General features: G+C 75.9%; 13 protein-coding genes. 9 read left to right on the top strand and 4 right to left on the bottom strand.

The annotated features are described in order from the left end of the window. Positions 1–20: 20 nt before the first annotated feature. Positions 21–665 (bottom strand): GNAT family N-acetyltransferase, encoded by a 645-nt coding sequence (locus IPL61_14935; protein ID MBK9032583.1) that lies wholly within the window; start codon positions 663–665, stop codon positions 21–23. On the opposite strand from IPL61_14935, the gene glgB reads away from it, so the two are divergent. The 3 genes from glgB to IPL61_14920 are packed head-to-tail and all read left to right on the top strand — an operon-like array spanning position 650 to position 5,509. Then, positions 650–2,578: a 1,4-alpha-glucan branching protein GlgB gene (gene glgB / locus IPL61_14930; protein MBK9032582.1), complete on the top strand. Its 1,929-nt coding sequence runs from the start codon at positions 650–652 to the stop codon at positions 2,576–2,578. The genes IPL61_14935 and glgB overlap by 16 nt on opposite strands. Continuing rightward, a complete protein-coding gene (locus IPL61_14925; GenBank protein ID MBK9032581.1) occupies positions 2,575–4,974 on the top strand; it encodes a DUF3536 domain-containing protein in 2,400 nt (799 codons plus the stop codon). The genes glgB and IPL61_14925 overlap by 4 nt, the downstream gene beginning before the upstream one ends. A gap of 31 nt (positions 4,975–5,005) precedes the next feature. After that, positions 5,006–5,509 carry a universal stress protein gene (locus IPL61_14920; GenBank protein MBK9032580.1) on the top strand — a complete coding sequence of 168 codons (504 nt, stop codon included), beginning with the start codon at positions 5,006–5,008 and terminating at the stop codon, positions 5,507–5,509. 15 nt (positions 5,510–5,524) lie between these two features. Here the strand turns inward: IPL61_14920 and IPL61_14915 are convergent, their stop codons facing one another. Beyond that, positions 5,525–6,406 carry a DMT family transporter gene (locus tag IPL61_14915; protein ID MBK9032579.1) on the bottom strand — a complete coding sequence of 294 codons (882 nt, stop codon included), beginning with the start codon at positions 6,404–6,406 and terminating at the stop codon, positions 5,525–5,527. A 382-nt stretch (positions 6,407–6,788) separates the two neighbouring features. Here IPL61_14915 and IPL61_14910 point away from each other — a divergent pair, with 382 nt between their 5' ends. From IPL61_14910 to IPL61_14900, 3 genes are read left to right on the top strand one after another with little or no spacing between them, the layout of a single operon-like run. Continuing rightward, positions 6,789–9,251, top strand: a complete 2,463-nt coding sequence (locus IPL61_14910) for a protein kinase (protein MBK9032578.1) — start codon at positions 6,789–6,791, stop codon at positions 9,249–9,251. A gap of 11 nt (positions 9,252–9,262) precedes the next feature. Continuing rightward, entirely contained in the window at positions 9,263–9,982 is a 720-nt protein-coding gene (locus tag IPL61_14905; GenBank protein MBK9032577.1) for a hypothetical protein, read from the top strand. Between the two features lie 8 nt (positions 9,983–9,990). Further along, on the top strand, positions 9,991–10,779 hold the full coding sequence (locus tag IPL61_14900) for a M15 family metallopeptidase (GenBank protein ID MBK9032576.1): 789 nt from the start codon (positions 9,991–9,993) through the stop codon (positions 10,777–10,779). A 115-nt stretch (positions 10,780–10,894) separates the two neighbouring features. Here IPL61_14900 and IPL61_14895 read toward each other — a convergent pair whose 3' ends face one another. Further along, complete coding sequence (locus IPL61_14895; GenBank protein ID MBK9032575.1) at positions 10,895–11,137, bottom strand: hypothetical protein; 243 nt, start codon at positions 11,135–11,137, stop codon at positions 10,895–10,897. Between the two features lie 869 nt (positions 11,138–12,006). Beyond that, positions 12,007–12,429 carry a hypothetical protein gene (locus IPL61_14890; protein MBK9032574.1) on the bottom strand — a complete coding sequence of 141 codons (423 nt, stop codon included), beginning with the start codon at positions 12,427–12,429 and terminating at the stop codon, positions 12,007–12,009. Between IPL61_14890 and IPL61_14885 the strand changes: the two genes are divergently transcribed. Genes IPL61_14885 through IPL61_14875 form a run of 3 tightly spaced genes read left to right on the top strand, consistent with a single transcriptional unit; the run spans position 12,398 to position 14,900 of the window. After that, on the top strand, positions 12,398–14,161 hold the full coding sequence (locus IPL61_14885) for a PEGA domain-containing protein (protein MBK9032573.1): 1,764 nt from the start codon (positions 12,398–12,400) through the stop codon (positions 14,159–14,161). The two genes, IPL61_14890 and IPL61_14885, sit on opposite strands and share 32 nt — an antisense overlap. A gap of 41 nt (positions 14,162–14,202) precedes the next feature. Continuing rightward, the gene (locus tag IPL61_14880; GenBank protein MBK9032572.1) at positions 14,203–14,544 is read left to right on the top strand and encodes a hypothetical protein; all 342 of its coding nucleotides are present in this window, start codon (positions 14,203–14,205) and stop codon (positions 14,542–14,544) included. Further along, the gene (locus IPL61_14875; GenBank protein ID MBK9032571.1) at positions 14,544–14,900 is read left to right on the top strand and encodes a hypothetical protein; all 357 of its coding nucleotides are present in this window, start codon (positions 14,544–14,546) and stop codon (positions 14,898–14,900) included. The genes IPL61_14880 and IPL61_14875 overlap by 1 nt, the downstream gene beginning before the upstream one ends. Positions 14,901–14,920: the final 20 nt, after the last annotated feature.

The raw sequence follows: 14,920 nt of genomic DNA, 5'->3' as shown, positions 1-14,920 counted from the left end.
GGTGACGCTCGGGCGCCCCATCAGCCGATCGGTAGGCCGCGGGCCCGCAGCGCCGCCGCGTGGGAGCCGTCGACCCGGTGGGCCGCCAGCGCGCGCATGCCCGCGCCCGGGAAGTAGCGCAGGTGCACCAGCACGCCGAACCGCGCGTTGATCTCGAAGCCGCTGATCGTGAAGCCGGCCTTGAGCTTGGGCACGAGCACGGCGTTGTTGTCGGCGAGGTGGCGGCTGTAGATCTCGCGGAAGCCGCTGGCGCTGGCGGCGGCGAGCACGCGCGCGAGCAGCGCCTTGTAGACGCCGCGGCCCTGCCAGTCCCGCCGGACCACGCTGTAGACCATGTAGTAGCGCTGCCAGGTCTCCTGCGTGCCCCAGAAGGCGCCGACCACCTCGGCCCCGGCGCGCAGCAGCACGCGGTGGCTCAGCGTCGGCGTCAGCGTCGCCTCGAGGTCGGCGCCGTGGGCGCGCTCGTCGTCGGTCATGACCTGGCGCAGGTCGCAGGCGGGCGCGCGATCGGTGGCGCCGTCCCACAGCGCCTGGTTGTGCTGCTCCCAGGTTGCGGCGTCGACCGACGCGAGCGCGATCTGATCGGTGAGGGGGCCGGTCAGGTGAGCGGCGGTGGCGGCCTCGAAGCGGGCGCGCGCGGCGTCGGCGGATGGGGTGTGGGCCATGCGCCATCGTAGTACGCTCGGCCGACGTGACCGGCCTCACCGACGACGACCTCCACCTGTTCAACGAAGGCACCCACCACCGGCTGTACCAGAAGCTGGGCGCGCACCCGGTCGACGGCGGCGGCACGCGGTTCGCGGTGTGGGCCCCCAACGCCGCGCGCATCGAGGTGCTCGGCGACTGGAACTACTGGACCGGCGGCGATCCGCTGGCGCCGCGCGGCGACTCGGGGCTGTGGGAGGGCCTGGCCGCCAACGCCGCCCTCGGCCATCGCTACAAGTACCGGATCCACAGCCGCTCGGGCGAGGTGCTCGACAAGGCCGATCCGTTCGCCGCCGCGGCCGAGACCCCGCCGGCCACCGGCTCGATCGTCTGGGCCCAGCACCACACCTGGGGCGACGGCGCCTGGATGACCGAGCGCCCGACCCGGGCCCGCCTCGACGCGCCGTGGTCGATCTACGAGGTCCACCTGGGCTCGTGGATGCGGTCCCACGGCGAGACCGGCGACGCGCTCGACTACCGGGCGCTGGGCGCGCGCCTGGCCGAGCACGTCGGCCGCCTCGGCTTCACCCACGTCGAGCTGATGCCGGTGCTCGAGCACCCGTTCTACGGCTCGTGGGGCTACCAGGTCACCGGCTACTTCGCGCCGACCCGGCGCTACGGCACGCCCGACGATCTGATGGCGATGATCGACGCGCTCCACCAGGCCGGCATCGGCGTGATCGTCGACTGGGTGCCCGCGCACTTCCCGACCGACGCCCACGGCCTGGGGCGGTTCGACGGCACCCACCTGTTCGAGCACGCCGATCCGCGGCGCGGCTTCCACCCCGACTGGACCAGCTACATCTTCAACTACGCCCGCCACGAGGTGCGCGCGTTCCTGATCTCGTCGGCGCTGTGCTGGCTCGATCGCTTCCACGTCGACGCGCTCCGGGTCGACGGCGTCGCGTCGATGCTGTACCGCGACTACTCGCGCAAGGACGGCGAGTGGGTGCCCGACGTCGACGGCTCGAACCACGATCGCGACGCGATCGGGTTCCTGCAGCAGTGCAACCGCGCGGTCTACGCCGCCCACCCCGACGTCCAGACCATCGCCGAGGAGTCGACCGCGTGGGGCGGGGTGTCGCGGCCGCCCGAGCACGGCGGGCTCGGCTTCGGCATGAAGTGGGACCTGGGCTGGATGCACGACACGCTCGACTACCTGCGCCGGGATCCGGTGCACCGGCGCTGGCACCACGAGCAGCTCACGTTCCGATCGATCTACGCCGACAACGAGAACTTCGTCCTGCCGCTGTCCCACGACGAGGTCGTCCACGGCAAGGGGTCGCTGATCGGCAAGATGCCGGGCGACCCGTGGCAGCAGCACGCCAACCTGCGCCTGCTCTACGGCTACCAGTGGGCGCTGCCGGGCAAGAAGCTCCTGTTCATGGGCGGCGAGCTGGCGGTGACCGCCGAGTGGAACCACGACGGCGTGCTGGCGTGGGGCACCGCCGATCAGCCGCTGCCGGCCGGCGTGCTGGCGTGGGTGCGCGATCTCAACGCGGTCTATCGCCGCTACCCGGCGCTGCACCGCCGCGACTGCCTGCCGGGCGGGCTGACCTGGCTGTCGGCCGACGATCGCGATCACTCGTGCCTGGCGTTCGTGCGCTGGGGCGAGCCCGACGACGCGCCGGTCGCGGTGCTCTTCAACTTCACGCCGGTGCCGCGCCACGGCGTGCGCCTGGGCGCGCCCCGGGCCGGGCGCTGGCGCGAGGTGCTGGCCAGCGACGCCGCGAGCTACGGCGGCAGCGGCGTCGGCAACCTCGGCGGCGTCGACGCGATCGCCGAGCCCTGGCACGGCCAGCCGGCGTCGATGGTGGTCACGCTGCCGCCGCTGGGCTGCGTGTACCTGGTCCACGACGGCGGGGCCGCATGACCCGGCGCTGGGTCTGCATCCACGGCCACTTCTATCAGCCGCCGCGCGAGAACCCCTGGCTCGACGAGGTCGAGCGGCAGCCGAGCGCGGCGCCGTTCCCCGACTGGAACGCGCGGATCACCGCCGAGTGCTACCGGCCCAACGCCGCGGCCCGGATCGTCGACGGCGACGGGACGATCATCGACATCGTCGACAACTACGCGCGCATGAGCTGGAACTTCGGGCCGACGCTCCTGACGTGGATGGCGCGCCACACGCCCGACGTCCACGCCGCGCTGGTGGCCGCCGATCGCGCGAGCATCGCGGCGTCCGGGCACGGCGCGGCCCTGGCCCAGGCCCACGGCCACCTGATCATGCCGCTGTGCACGCCGCGCGATCGCCAGACCCAGGTGCGCTGGGGCCTGGCCGACTTCCGCCACCGCTTCGGCCGCGACGCCGAGGGCATGTGGCTGCCCGAGTGCGCGGTCGACACCCGCACGCTCGAGGCGCTCGCGGCCGAGGGCGTGGCGTTCACGATCCTGGCGCCGCACCAGGCGGCGCGGGTGCGGCCGCCGGGTGGCGCGTGGCGCGACGTCGACGCGGCCGAGCCCGGGCGCTGCTACCGGTGCCCGCTGCCGTCGGGGCGCTCGATCGATCTGTTCTTCTACGACGGGCCGCTGGCGCGCGCGGTCGCGTTCGAGCGGCTCCTGACCGACGGCGGCGCGCTGGCCCGGCGCCTGGTCGCCGGCGGCACCGACGACGCGCCGCTGCGCCACATCGCCACCGACGGCGAGACCTACGGCCACCACCACCGCTACGGCGACATGGCGCTGGCGTGGGCGCTGCAATCGATCGCCCGCGGCGATCACGCCGGCGCCGAGCTCACCAACTACGCCGCCTACCGCGCGGCCCACCCGCCGACCTGGGAGGCGGCGATCCGCGAGGACACCGCCTGGAGCTGCGCCCACGGCGTCGAGCGCTGGCGCGCCGACTGCGGCTGCAACTCGGGCGGCCGGCCCGGCTGGAACCAGGCCTGGCGACGGCCGCTGCGCGACGCGCTCGACTGGCTGCGCGATCGAGCCGACGACCTGCTCGACACCCGCGGCGCGGCGCTGTTCCACGACCCCTGGGCGGCCCGCGACGCCTACATCGCGGTGCTGCTCGACGGCGCGACCCGGGCCGCGTTCGTGGCCGAGCACGTGCGCGCGACCACCGCCGCCGACCACGTCCACGCGCTCGAGCTCATGGAGATGAGCCGGCACGCCCAGTCGATGTACACCAGCTGCGGCTGGTTCTTCGACGACCTCGGCGGCATCGAGACGATCCAGCTCCTGCAGTACGCGGCCCGGGTGTGCGAGCTGGGCGCGGCCGTGGGCGGGGTCGACCTCGAGGCCGAGTTCGTCGATCGGATCGCCGCGGCGCGCTCGAATGATCCCGCGGTCGGCGATGGCCGGGAGCTGTGGCGGCGCGCGGTCGCGCCCGCGCGCGTCGACCTGGCCAAGGTCGTCGCCAACCACGCGCTGGTCGTGGCGGTGACCGGCGAGGAGCCGCGCGAGGATCCCGGCGTGCACGCGGTCACCGTCCCCGACCTCGCGCGCCGGCGGGTCGGGCGCGCGGCGCTGGCGGCCGGCGTGGCCCGCTCGACCGAGGTCGCCACCGGCGCGACGCGCGAGCTGGCGTTCGCGGTGCTCCACGCCGGCGACCACCAGCTCCTCGGCGGCGTCGCCGACTTCCCGGGCGCGGCGACCTGGGACCCGCTCGTCGACGAGCTGACCGGCGCGTTCGACCGGGCCGATCTGCTGGCGGTCCAGCGCACGATCGATCGCGCGTTCCCGGGCGCGACGTTCTCGCTCGCGACGCTCTTGCCGCGCGATCGCGACGAGGTGCTGGCCGCGGTGCTGGCGGCGCCGGTGCAGGCGGCCGAGGCCGCGCAGCGGGCGGTCTACGACGAGCACGGGCCGCTGATCCGGTTCCTGTGCGCCGGCGGCCTGCCGGTGCCGCCGGCGCTCGCGCTGGCGGCGACGCACGTGCTGCACGAGCGGCTGTGCGCCGAGCTCCGCGCGGCCCGGCCCAGCGTCAACACCGTGCGCGCGACCCTGGCCGAGGCCGGGCAGGTCGAGGTCGATCTCGACACGCCCGAGCTGGCCTACCTGGCCGGCGCGGCGCTGCACCGCGCGATCGAGGTCGTCGATCGCGGCGACGGCCCGGTCGCGCTCGAGCGCCTGGCGCGCCTGGCCGAGATCGCGGCGCGGATGCGGTCGCCGGTCGATCTGTGGGACGCGCAGAACGCGGCCTGGCGCCTGCGCGGCGCCGCGGCCCGGTGGCTGGCGCAGGGCCGCGCCGGCGACACCGACGCCGCGCGGCTCCACGCCGCGTTCTTGCGCCTGACCCGCGCGATCCGCGTCCTGGTCAGTTGAGCCGCGGCGGCGGGCGCGGCAAGGTCGGGCCATGACCGACGAGTTCCGCGACGAGCCGACCTACGGCGAGCAGACCAACCCCGGCGTGGCGCGGCCGCGGATCGTCCTGGTCGCGGTCGACTTCTCGGCCGCGGCCCGGCACGCGCTGGCCTGGGCGTTCGACTACGCGCTCCACACCTCGGCCACGATCCACACGCTGCACGTCGTCGATCGGCGCTGGTCGCCGGCCGATCTGCTGACCGACGCCAGCGCGCTGCAGCGCGACGTGGCCGCGGCCGAGGCGGCGGCGCTGGCCGAGCTGCGGGCGCTGACCGACGAGGCCCGGGCCCGGATCGGCGCGCTGCACGAGCACGTCGCGGTCGGCAAGCCGGCCGACGAGATCCTGCGGATCGCCCACGAGCTCGGCGCCGATCTGCTCGTGGTCGGCAACCACGGCGTCGACTCGATCGCCCACGTCTTCGTCGGGTCGGTCGCCGAGCGCATCGTCCGCAGCGCGAGCTGTCCGGTGGTGGTGGTGCGGCTGCCGCGCCCGTGAGCCGCGGCCGGCCGCTCACCCGAGCGCGATCAGCGCGGTGCCGGCCACGGCCACGACCGCGCCGACGAGGCCGCGCGCGCCGACCCGCTCGCCGCGCAGCGCCACCAGCGGGATGATCAGCACCGGCGGCAGCGCCATCAGCGCCGCGGCCACGCCGGCGTGCGCGTGGGTGACCGCGTACAGCGACAACGTCACGCCGAGCCCGGGGCCGATCAGCGCGCCGACCGCGGTCCAGGTGAGCGCGCGGCGATCGGCCAGGCTGGCGCGCAGGCGCGGCCACCACCGCGCCAGCGTCAGCACCACCGCGAACCCGAGCACGCCGGCGATGAGCCGGATCTGGGTCCCGGCGATCGGCGAGTAGCCGGTCAGCCCGCGCTTGGCGAGCAGCAACCCGCCGGCCTGCCCCAGCGAGCCGCCCACCGCCAGCAGCGCGCCGCGGCCGACGCGGGCGCCGTCGTCGATGTCGGCGCCGCGCTCGCGCACCGCGAGCATGACGCCCGCCATGATCACCAGCATCGCCAGCATCTCGACCGCGGTCACGCGCTCGCCCAGCGCGGCCCACGCCAGCGCGGCCGTGAAGATCGGCGTCACCGTCGACACGACCATCGTGCGCCGGGCGCCGAACTCGAGGTACGCGCGGAACGTGCACAGGTCGCCGAGGACCATGCCGACCGCGCCCGACGCCAGCAGGTAGCCCCACTGCTCGCCGGTCGCGTCGGACGGCCACGCCCGGCCGCGCACGATCACCGCCGCCAGCGTCAGCCAGCCGAGCGCCGCGACCACCCGGATGAGGTTGAGCGACAGCGAGCCGATGCGCCGGGCCGCGCTCTCGAACGCCAGCGACGAGGCGGTCCACGCGGTGGCGGTGCCGAGCGCGGCGAGCTCGCCAGCGTGCATGGGGCGCACTGATGCACCGAGATCGGCGCCGCGTCAACGTGCCGGCGTCGTCTGGCGGCTTGCCCGATCTCGCCGGCGGCTCGATGCTCGCGACGATGGACGCCGGCCGACCTGCGCGCCGACACCACCGCCGTGCGCGCGTCGATCCGGGTCGCCGCGACGCTCGGTCGTGCCCCGCGCTGGTTGGGCCACTGGCCGCGTCGACATGTGGGATAACCGCGGGCGGTACCTCGCGCGGGGCTGTCAGACGATGTACCGACGCACCGTCGCCGACACCCCTCCCACCGTCGACGCGAGCGGGCGATGGAGCGGCGCGTCATCCCGGGACCGCCGACCGATCGGCCTTGACCTTTCCGACGGCGACCCGGATCCTGTTTCCACTGTGGATCCCGCGGGTCAGCGGAACGCCGGGGCTGCGTCCAACCAGTACCAGATCCTCGGACACCTGGCGACCGGCGGGATGGCGGAGCTGTACCTGGCGCGCGCGGTCGGCATCGCCGGCTTCGAGCGCCACGTCGTGCTCAAGCGGATCATGGCGGAGCACGCGCGCAACCATCGGTTCGTGACGATGTTCCTGGACGAGGCCCGCCTCGCCGCGCAGCTCCACCATCCGAACATCGCGCAGGTCTACGACATCGGGCGGGTCGGCGACTCGTACTTCTTCACGATGGAGTACGTCCACGGCGAGAACGTGCGCGACGTGCTCCAGCGGGTCGCGGCGCTCAAGCGCCAGATCCCGATCGAGGCCACGCTGACGATGATCGCCGGCGCCGCCGCCGGGCTCCACTACGCCCACGAGAAGCGGGGCATCGATCGCGTGCCGCTCGGCATCGTCCACCGCGACGTGTCGCCGTCGAACCTGATGGTCACCTACGACGGCGCGGTCAAGCTGGTCGACTTCGGCATCGCCAAGGCGTCGCACCGGATGACCGAGACGCGGTCGGGCGCGGTCAAGGGCAAGGTCGCGTACATGTCGCCCGAGCAGTGCACCGGGCACCCGCTCGATCGTCGGAGCGACATCTTCTCCCTCGGCATCGTCATGTACGAGATGGCGACGATGACGCGGCTGTTCAAGCACCCGACCGACTTCGAGACGATGACCCACATCGTCAACCACCCGGTGCCGCTGCCGTCGTCGCGCCGCCCCGACCTGCCGCGCGAGCTCGAGCACGTCATCCTGAAGGCCCTGGCCAAGAAGCCCGAGGATCGGTACCAGAGCGGCGGCGAGGTGCTCGTGGCGATCGAGCAGCTCGCGTCGCGCGAGCGGATGTCGCTGTCGAACATGGGCCTGGCCCGCTACGTCCGCGAGCTGTTCGGCGAGCGGCCCGAGCCCTGGTACGAGCTCGAGGCCGCCGGCGAGCACACCGGCCTGGTCACCGTCGAGACCGCCGCGATCACGCCCGCGGCGCTGCGCGAGCCCGATCCGTTCGGGCCCAGCTCGACCCAGCGCTCGTGGAGCGCCAACAAGACCGCGCCGCGCGAGTGGAGCGGCAGCGGGCCGGTCGCCGCGCGCGACCAGGCGTTCTCCGAGCACGCGGTCACGACCTCGCCCTACGGCGCGCCGCAGGATCCGCCGACCGTGCGGTCGCCGATGCCGCCGCGCCACGATCCGGCCGGCGCGCCGACGCTGCTGGCGCCGCCGGGCATGCCGATGCTCGACCCACCGCGCAAGCCGTCGACCAACCCGGCGGTCGCGCCGCCGCCGCCGCGGCCCACCGGACCGCAGCCGACGATCGCCGCGCCGCCCGCGAGCGCGCCCCCCGCGCACGGTCCGCCGAGCTCCGGCGGCCCCGCATCACGTGGACCCCGGCCGACCGGCGCGGTGCCGCGCGTCGCCGCGCCGCGCCCGACGGGCCCGGTGCCGGTGCGGTCGACGGGCCTGCCCCAGCCGGTCGTCGCGCCGCCGCGGGCGAGCGGCGCCCAGGCCGCCGAGGCCGGCCCGCCGTCGTCGTCGCCGCCGCGTCCGACGCTGGCGGGGCACGCGCCGCCGCCGAGCGGGACCGGCATCGTGCCGCGGATCGTGGCGCCCGAGGAGCTGGTCGCGCCGCCCGCGCCTGAGCCGGGCGAGGCGCCCGAGGTCGAGGGTGTGGCCGACAACGGCACGGTGATCGGTGCGCCGCGCAGCGCGCAGCTGGTGGTCCAGCACCCCGACGTCGTGCGGGACACGCCGGATCGGGATCCGTCCTGGAGCGGCGACGCCGATCCGTCGTGGCGGGGCCGCGACAGCGACGCGAACCTCGCGCTGGGGCGGCAACCGCGGCGGTGGATGTTGTGGGGGACGTTGGCGGTGGCGCTGGTGGTCGGCGGCGCGCTGATCCTCGCGACCAAGGCGGGCGGCGGCGAGCGGGCCGCGGCGCGGACGGCGCCCGCCGCGATCACCCCGAGCGCCGGCACCGCGGTCGCGGCGCCGGTGGTCGGCAGCGCGGCGCCGGTGGTCGGCAGCGCGGCGCCGGTGGTCGACACCGCGGCGCCCGCGGTCGATCTGCCCGAGCTGGTGGTTGATCCCCCGGCCCCCGCGGTCGATCCGGCGGCGCCGGTCGACCCCGCCGCGCCTGGCACCACGACGCCGGCCGTGGCCGCCGCGACGACCGCGGCGGGGCTCGCTACACCTGAGCCCGGCGGGCCCGCGCTGGATGCGGCGCCGACCACCGGGCCCGCCGCCGTCGCCGGATCGCCGGCGGTGGCGTCGTCGACGACGCCGGCCAGCGCCAAGGCCAAGGGCTCGGCCAGCAAGCGCGGCGGACGACGCGCCAGCCCCAAGGCCTCGGGGAGCGGCGCGCCGCCGCCGCCGCCGCCACCGCGGAAGTGCGGCGACAAGCTTGGCTTGTACCCGCCGTGCGAGTGACCATCGACCACATGCGGGCAGGCCTGGTCGCGCTGGTCGTGTCGATCGCGGGCGCCGCCCACGGTCAGCCCCGCGTCGATCATGAGGCGCTCGGCTACCAGCTCGCCGCCGACGGCGAGCTCGAGCGGGCGCTGGTCGAGTTCGACCTCGCGTACAAGGCGACCAAGGCGCCGCAGCTCCTGTTCGCGATGGGCCGCATCCACACGCTGCGCGGCGACTGCGTGCGCGCCAACGATCTGTTCGAGCGGTTCCTCGCCACCCAGCCGGGGCCCAAGGCGATCGAGGCCGCCACCGCCGAGATCGGCAGGTGCGAGCCGGCGCCGATCCAGATCGCGCCCGAGCCGCCGCCGACGCCCGCGCCCCCGCGGCCGGTCGCGCCGCCGGTCGCGCCGCACGCGCCGCGGTCGTCGTTCGCGTCGGCGATGGTCCACGATCGCGTCGTCCAGGTCGGCGTGGTCAGCGGCGTGGTCGCGGGCGGGCTGCTGATCTACGGGCTGCACCTGTCGTGCTGGGACGGCGTGTGCGAGGGCAGCTACGCCGACTTCGACGACAAGCGCGCGCTCGCGCCCAAGGTCGGCGTCGCCTCGGCCGCGTTCGGGATCGCCGCGGGCGCGCTGGTCACCACCGGCGTCGTGCGCTACCTGCTGCGCTCCGACGACGAGACCGCGCTCGACGTCGCGCTGGTGCCGCGGGTCGACGGCGGCGCGCTCGCGGTCGGCGGGTCGTTCTGACCGGCGCCGTGCGCGGCGCGGCGTTCGCGCTCGCGATCGTGGCCGGATGTCGCCCCGGCGGGCGGGCGCCCGCGTCGCGGGTCGAGGTCGTCGCGCTCGACGCGGCCGTCACGGGCCCGCCGCCGTCGCTGGCCGTCGACGACGCGCCGCCGGTCGACGCGCCGCTGGTCGACGCGCCGCCGGTCGACGCGCCGCCGGTCGACGCGCCGCCGGTCGACGCGCCGCCGGTCGCGCCGACCCCAGCCGGCTGGATCGACATCGCCGTCGCGATCCCCGACGCCGTGCTCGACGTGCGCTACGCCACCGCGCACAACCTGACCGGCGCGCCGCTGTATCCCGTGGCGCGGTGCTGGCTCCGGCCCGGGCCCGCGGCGCGCCTGGTGGTCGCGGCCGACGCGCTGCGCCGGGCCGGGCATCGCCTGCTGCTGTGGGACTGCTACCGGCCGGCGTCGGTGCAGCTCGAGCTGTGGGCGCGGGTGCCGGATCCGCGGTTCGTCGCCCGGCCGCGGTTCGACGACGCCGGGCGGCCGATCGCCGGCTCGGTCCACAGCCGCGGCGGCGCGATCGACGTCAGCCTCGCCGACCTCGACGGGCGCCCGCGGGTGATGCCGACCGACCACGACGACTTCTCCGCGGCGGCCAGCGGCGGCGCCGCCACCGGCGAGGCCAAGGTCAACCTCGCGGCGCTGCGCCAGGCCATGGCGACCGCCGGCTGGAAGTCGATCCGCAGCGAGTGGTGGCACTTCGAGGCGCGCGGCGCCGGCGCCGCGCCGCTCGCGGACGAGCCGCTGCGGTAGCGCGCGCGTCGCCGGGCGGGCGCGGCCCGAAAACGTCGCGCGGCGCACCCGAGGGTACGCCGCGTCACGTCGGGCGATCGCAGGCGAACCTGCGATCGTCGCGGTCGTCAGCTGACTACATGATCATGATGTCGGCGCCGCGCACGGTCTTGCGGCCGTTGGCCACCGCGCGCTTCGTCGCCTGGCTGATGAGCCAGCCGACGTAGGCGTTGAGCGCGTCGAGCGCGTCGCCACCGAAGTTGCAGTCGGCCGCCTTCACGGCCGCGCGCACCTTCGACGCGATCAACAACATCTCGGAAGCGGCCGCCTTCGGCGCCGCCTTGCCCTTTGCCTTCGCCTTCGCCTTTGCCTTTGCCATCTGAATCCTCCTCGGAACGTTCGAGTTGAAGATTCTTGTTACACCGCCCGATCGACGAGAGAAGCCCCCGGCGGATCTTTTTGGGACGCCGGGACGAAATCCGGCAGCGGCGATCTCGGGTGTGGGCAGCCGAAAACGCAACATTGAAATGGTGGGGCGCCCGCGGAGGTCGTCGGGGCTGGTCGCGCCGCCGAGAATTGCCTACACTGGTCCGGTGGCAGCCTCGCCGGCGCTGCGCCTGGTCACACCGTGCACGAACCTCGCGGAATTCGTGCGGGCGTTCCGGCAGTGCGCCCGCACGGACGCGCTGGTTGTGCAGGGCGTCGACGCGCCGTCGACGACGGGCAGCGGTCGGCTGGTGGTCGCCCTGGCCAATCGCGCCACGGTGCTCGACGGCGATGCCGAGCTGCGCGTCGGCGCCGGCGGTGAGCTCACGCTCCAGTTCACGCGGCTCGACGCGCGCAGCCGCGGCCTGCTCAACCATCTGATCGAGGTCCGCACCGCCGAGCCGCTCGGGCCGATCCCGCGCCACCTGGTGCCGCTCGGCGTGCCGATCGGCGATCCGGCCGCGACCCGCGATGCGCCGCTGACGGGGTGCACGATCGAGCTGCTCGGCCCCGCGGTCGGGGCGCCACGCCGCGCGATGCCCGCGTTGCCGACGCTGCGCGGGCGACCGGGCACCGCGCCGCCGGGCCGCCCAGGCACGCCGTCGAGCGGGGCGCCGATCACCGCGCCGCCGGGCCGCCCGGGCACGCCGTCGAGCGGGGCGCCGATCACCGCGCCGCCGGGCCGCCCAGGCACGCCGTCGAGCGGGGCGCCGATCACCGCGCCGCCGGGCCGCCCAGGCACGCCGTCGAGCGGGGCGCCGATCACCGCGCCGCCGGGCCGCCCGAGCACCCCCCGCCGTCGAGCGGGGCGCCGATCACCGCGCCGCCGGGCCGCCCAGGCACGCCGTCGAGCGGGGCGCCGATCACCGCGCCGCCGGGCCGCCCGAGCACGCCGTCGAGCGGGGCGCCGATCACCGCGCCGCCGGGCCGCGCAGGCACGCCGTCGAGCGGGGCGCCGATCACCGCGCCGCCCGGCCGCCCGGCGCCGCCCGCGCGCGCGCCGGCGCTGCCCTCGTCGCCGGCGATGCCGCCGATCCCGGTCGCGAGCCCCGCCGCGATCGCGCCCGCGCCGCCCGCGCCGCCGAGCCCGCCGGTCGTCGTGACCCCGGGCGCGCCCCGTCGTCGGCGCGAGTCGCAGCCGACGCTGCTCGGCGTGAAGGCACCACCGACGATCGAGGCCGACACCGATCCGCGGCGGCCGCTGCCGGTGCGTCCGGTCCCCGGCGCCGAGTTCGAGGCCACGTTGCACGGCCCGGCGCCGATGCGCGCGCCCGGCGAGCTGACCTCGCCCGACCTGCGGCGGAACGAGGGCGTCCCGGCCGCCGAGCTCATGCCCAGCGCGGGCGTCACGCTGCGCGGGGCGGCGGTGTCCGTGGAGCTCGACACCGGCGAGACCGTCGCCAACCCGCACAGCGACGACCTCGTCACCGACGTCGCGCTGGCGCTCCCCGACGACTTGGGCACCGAGGACATCGATCCGCTGGCCGAGCCGCCGGCGCCCGCGATCATGCCGCCGCGCGGGGTCTCGCTGGCGGTCAGCAAGGGCTCGGCCGTGCCGCGTCCGGTCGCCCATGTGCTGGCCGAGGCGGCCGCCGCGGTGAGCGGCCCGACGCCGGGGCTCGACACCGCGGTCACCGCGCCGATGGCGGTGCCGCCGATGGCGATGATCGACGACAGCGCGCCGACGTCGGCCGCGCCAGCGCCCGTCGCCCCTGCGTCCACCGGGCCGACCGGACCGTCGCGTCTCGCGCCGGCCGCGCCGCCAGTGATGCCGTCCGGGACCGGCTCGACCCCGGTGCCGACCCCCGGCGGCTGGGCGACGCCGTCGTGGTCACCCGTGCCTGTGGCGGCTGCGGCCCCGCCAGCGCCGGCGCTCGCGACGTCGCCGCCGCGTGCGCCCGGTCCTGCGCCACAGCCGCCGCCCGCGGCGCCCCCCTCGGTCCCGGTCTATGCCCAGCCACCGGCCAAGCCGGTGTCGGCCCCGGTCTATCCCCCGGCGCCGGGGGTGTACGTCGATCCGTCGCTCGCGGCGGCGACCTACCAGGCCGCGCCAGCGCCGCCGATCTACCCGACCGCGCAGCTGCCAGCGCTCGACTACCAGCCGCCCGCGGGCACGTCGTCGTCGTGGCAGCGCCATCGCGCGATGGTCGCGGACGAAGGCGGCGACATGACCGAGATCATCTCGGTGGTGAGCGTGCGCCGGCGACGCTGGCCGGTGATCGCGATCACCAGCGCGGTGGTCGTCGTGATCGCCATCGTGGTCCTCGCGATCACCTCGCGCTCCGGCGCCTCCGACGAGCGGCCGCGGCCGCCGGCACCGACGCCGGCACCGACGCCAGGCCCGAGCTCGACCGGCGTCGCCCCGACGCCCGCGCCGACCGACGTCGCGCCCGCGCCGACCGACGTCGCGCCCGCGCCGACCGACGTCGCGCCCGCGCCGACCGACGTCGCGTCCGCGCCGACCGAGGTCGCGCCCGCGATCGCGCCGCCGGCGCCGTCGGACGCGTGCGCGGTGACGTTCACCTCGTCACCCGACGGCGCGACGGTCCTGATCGCCGGCGCCGAGCTCGGCACCACGCCGATCACCGTCGAGGTGCCGTGCGCGACCCGCGCGGCCACGTTCAGGCGCGACCGCTACCAGACCCGGACCCAGCCCCTGACCCTGGCGCCGGGCGCGCAGACGGTCAGCGCGCGCCTCGAGCGCCCCACGTTCTCGGTCACGATCGCGTCGGCGCCGAAGGGCGCGAAGGTGACCGTCGGCGGTCGCGCGGTCGGGGTCACGCCGGTCACGATCCAGGTGCCCGGCTTCGAGGGCATGCCGGTCGAGGTCGTGCTGCGCGGCTTCGCGCCGCACCGCGAGCGGGTCTACGCGACCCGGTCCGGGCAGCGCCTGGACATCCGGCTGCGGCGGCGCTAGAGCAGGCAGGCTCGGTCGGCGACCGCGGCGCCACGTCCATCATGATCCACGTCCTGCTCGCGTCGACCGTGCCGCTGCTGCTGTTCTTCGGCAGCTGGTGGCGCCGCGGCCGCCACACCTCGGTCCGGGCGCTGGTCGTCCTGCCGCTGGTGTGCATGGCCTCGGGCGTGTGGGCGGTCGTGCCGGACCTGCCGCGCCTGTTCGGGGATCTGCCGCGCTACGTCGACATGCACCACACGTCGTACTGCAACGTGTTCTGGGGCCACTGCGCCATCGACGCCCACGACGACATCGACAGCTCGATGGTGTTCCCGGTGCTGTTCGTCCTGGTGACCGCGGCGGTGTTCCTGATCGGCTGGCGCGAGCTGGCGCGGCGGGAGTGATGGCCCACGCCAACCTGCACCTGGCGGTCGGGCTCGCGGTCGGCGCGGCGGTGATGGCGCCGCCGGTGATCCGCGCGCTCGCGGCCCGCCGTCCGCTGGCGCGCCCGATCGGGCGCATGTGGCTGGCCGCGCTCGCGCTGGGGGCCTGGGCGCTCGTGCCCAACCTGGTCTCGGCCGCCGGGATCACCGCCGCGCTGCACCACGTCTGGTGGGCCGACCTGTTCGTCCTCCACCGGGCCATCGACGGGCGCGTCCACGGGGGCCTGCTGATCGGGGAGCTGGCCCTGGTCGCGCAGCTGGTCGGGCACTACCTGCTGCTGGTGCTGGCGCTGGCGCGCGCGCGCACGAGCCGGTAGCCGCTCGATGGCAGCGATCG

The organism is Myxococcales bacterium, from assembly GCA_016717005.1.
Classification (GTDB): Bacteria; Myxococcota_A; Polyangia; order Haliangiales; family Haliangiaceae; genus UBA2376.
The sequence above is the reverse complement of the archived record's forward strand: the minus strand, read 5'-3'. Positions and strand labels throughout refer to the sequence as shown.

Excerpts from the sequence above, each read along its gene's own strand:
- glgB (MBK9032582.1), top strand. The coding sequence starts at position 650 with ATGGGGTGTGGGCCATGCGCCATCGTAGTACGCTCGGCCGACGTGACC.
- IPL61_14935 (MBK9032583.1), bottom strand. The coding sequence starts at position 665 with ATGGCCCACACCCCATCCGCCGACGCCGCGCGCGCCCGCTTCGAGGCC.
- IPL61_14925 (MBK9032581.1), top strand. The coding sequence starts at position 2,575 with ATGACCCGGCGCTGGGTCTGCATCCACGGCCACTTCTATCAGCCGCCG.
- IPL61_14920 (MBK9032580.1), top strand. The coding sequence starts at position 5,006 with ATGACCGACGAGTTCCGCGACGAGCCGACCTACGGCGAGCAGACCAAC.
- IPL61_14915 (MBK9032579.1), bottom strand. The coding sequence starts at position 6,406 with ATGCACGCTGGCGAGCTCGCCGCGCTCGGCACCGCCACCGCGTGGACC.
- IPL61_14905 (MBK9032577.1), top strand. The coding sequence starts at position 9,263 with ATGCGGGCAGGCCTGGTCGCGCTGGTCGTGTCGATCGCGGGCGCCGCC.
- IPL61_14895 (MBK9032575.1), bottom strand. The coding sequence starts at position 11,137 with ATGGCAAAGGCAAAGGCGAAGGCGAAGGCAAAGGGCAAGGCGGCGCCG.
- IPL61_14880 (MBK9032572.1), top strand. The coding sequence starts at position 14,203 with ATGATCCACGTCCTGCTCGCGTCGACCGTGCCGCTGCTGCTGTTCTTC.
- IPL61_14875 (MBK9032571.1), top strand. The coding sequence starts at position 14,544 with ATGGCCCACGCCAACCTGCACCTGGCGGTCGGGCTCGCGGTCGGCGCG.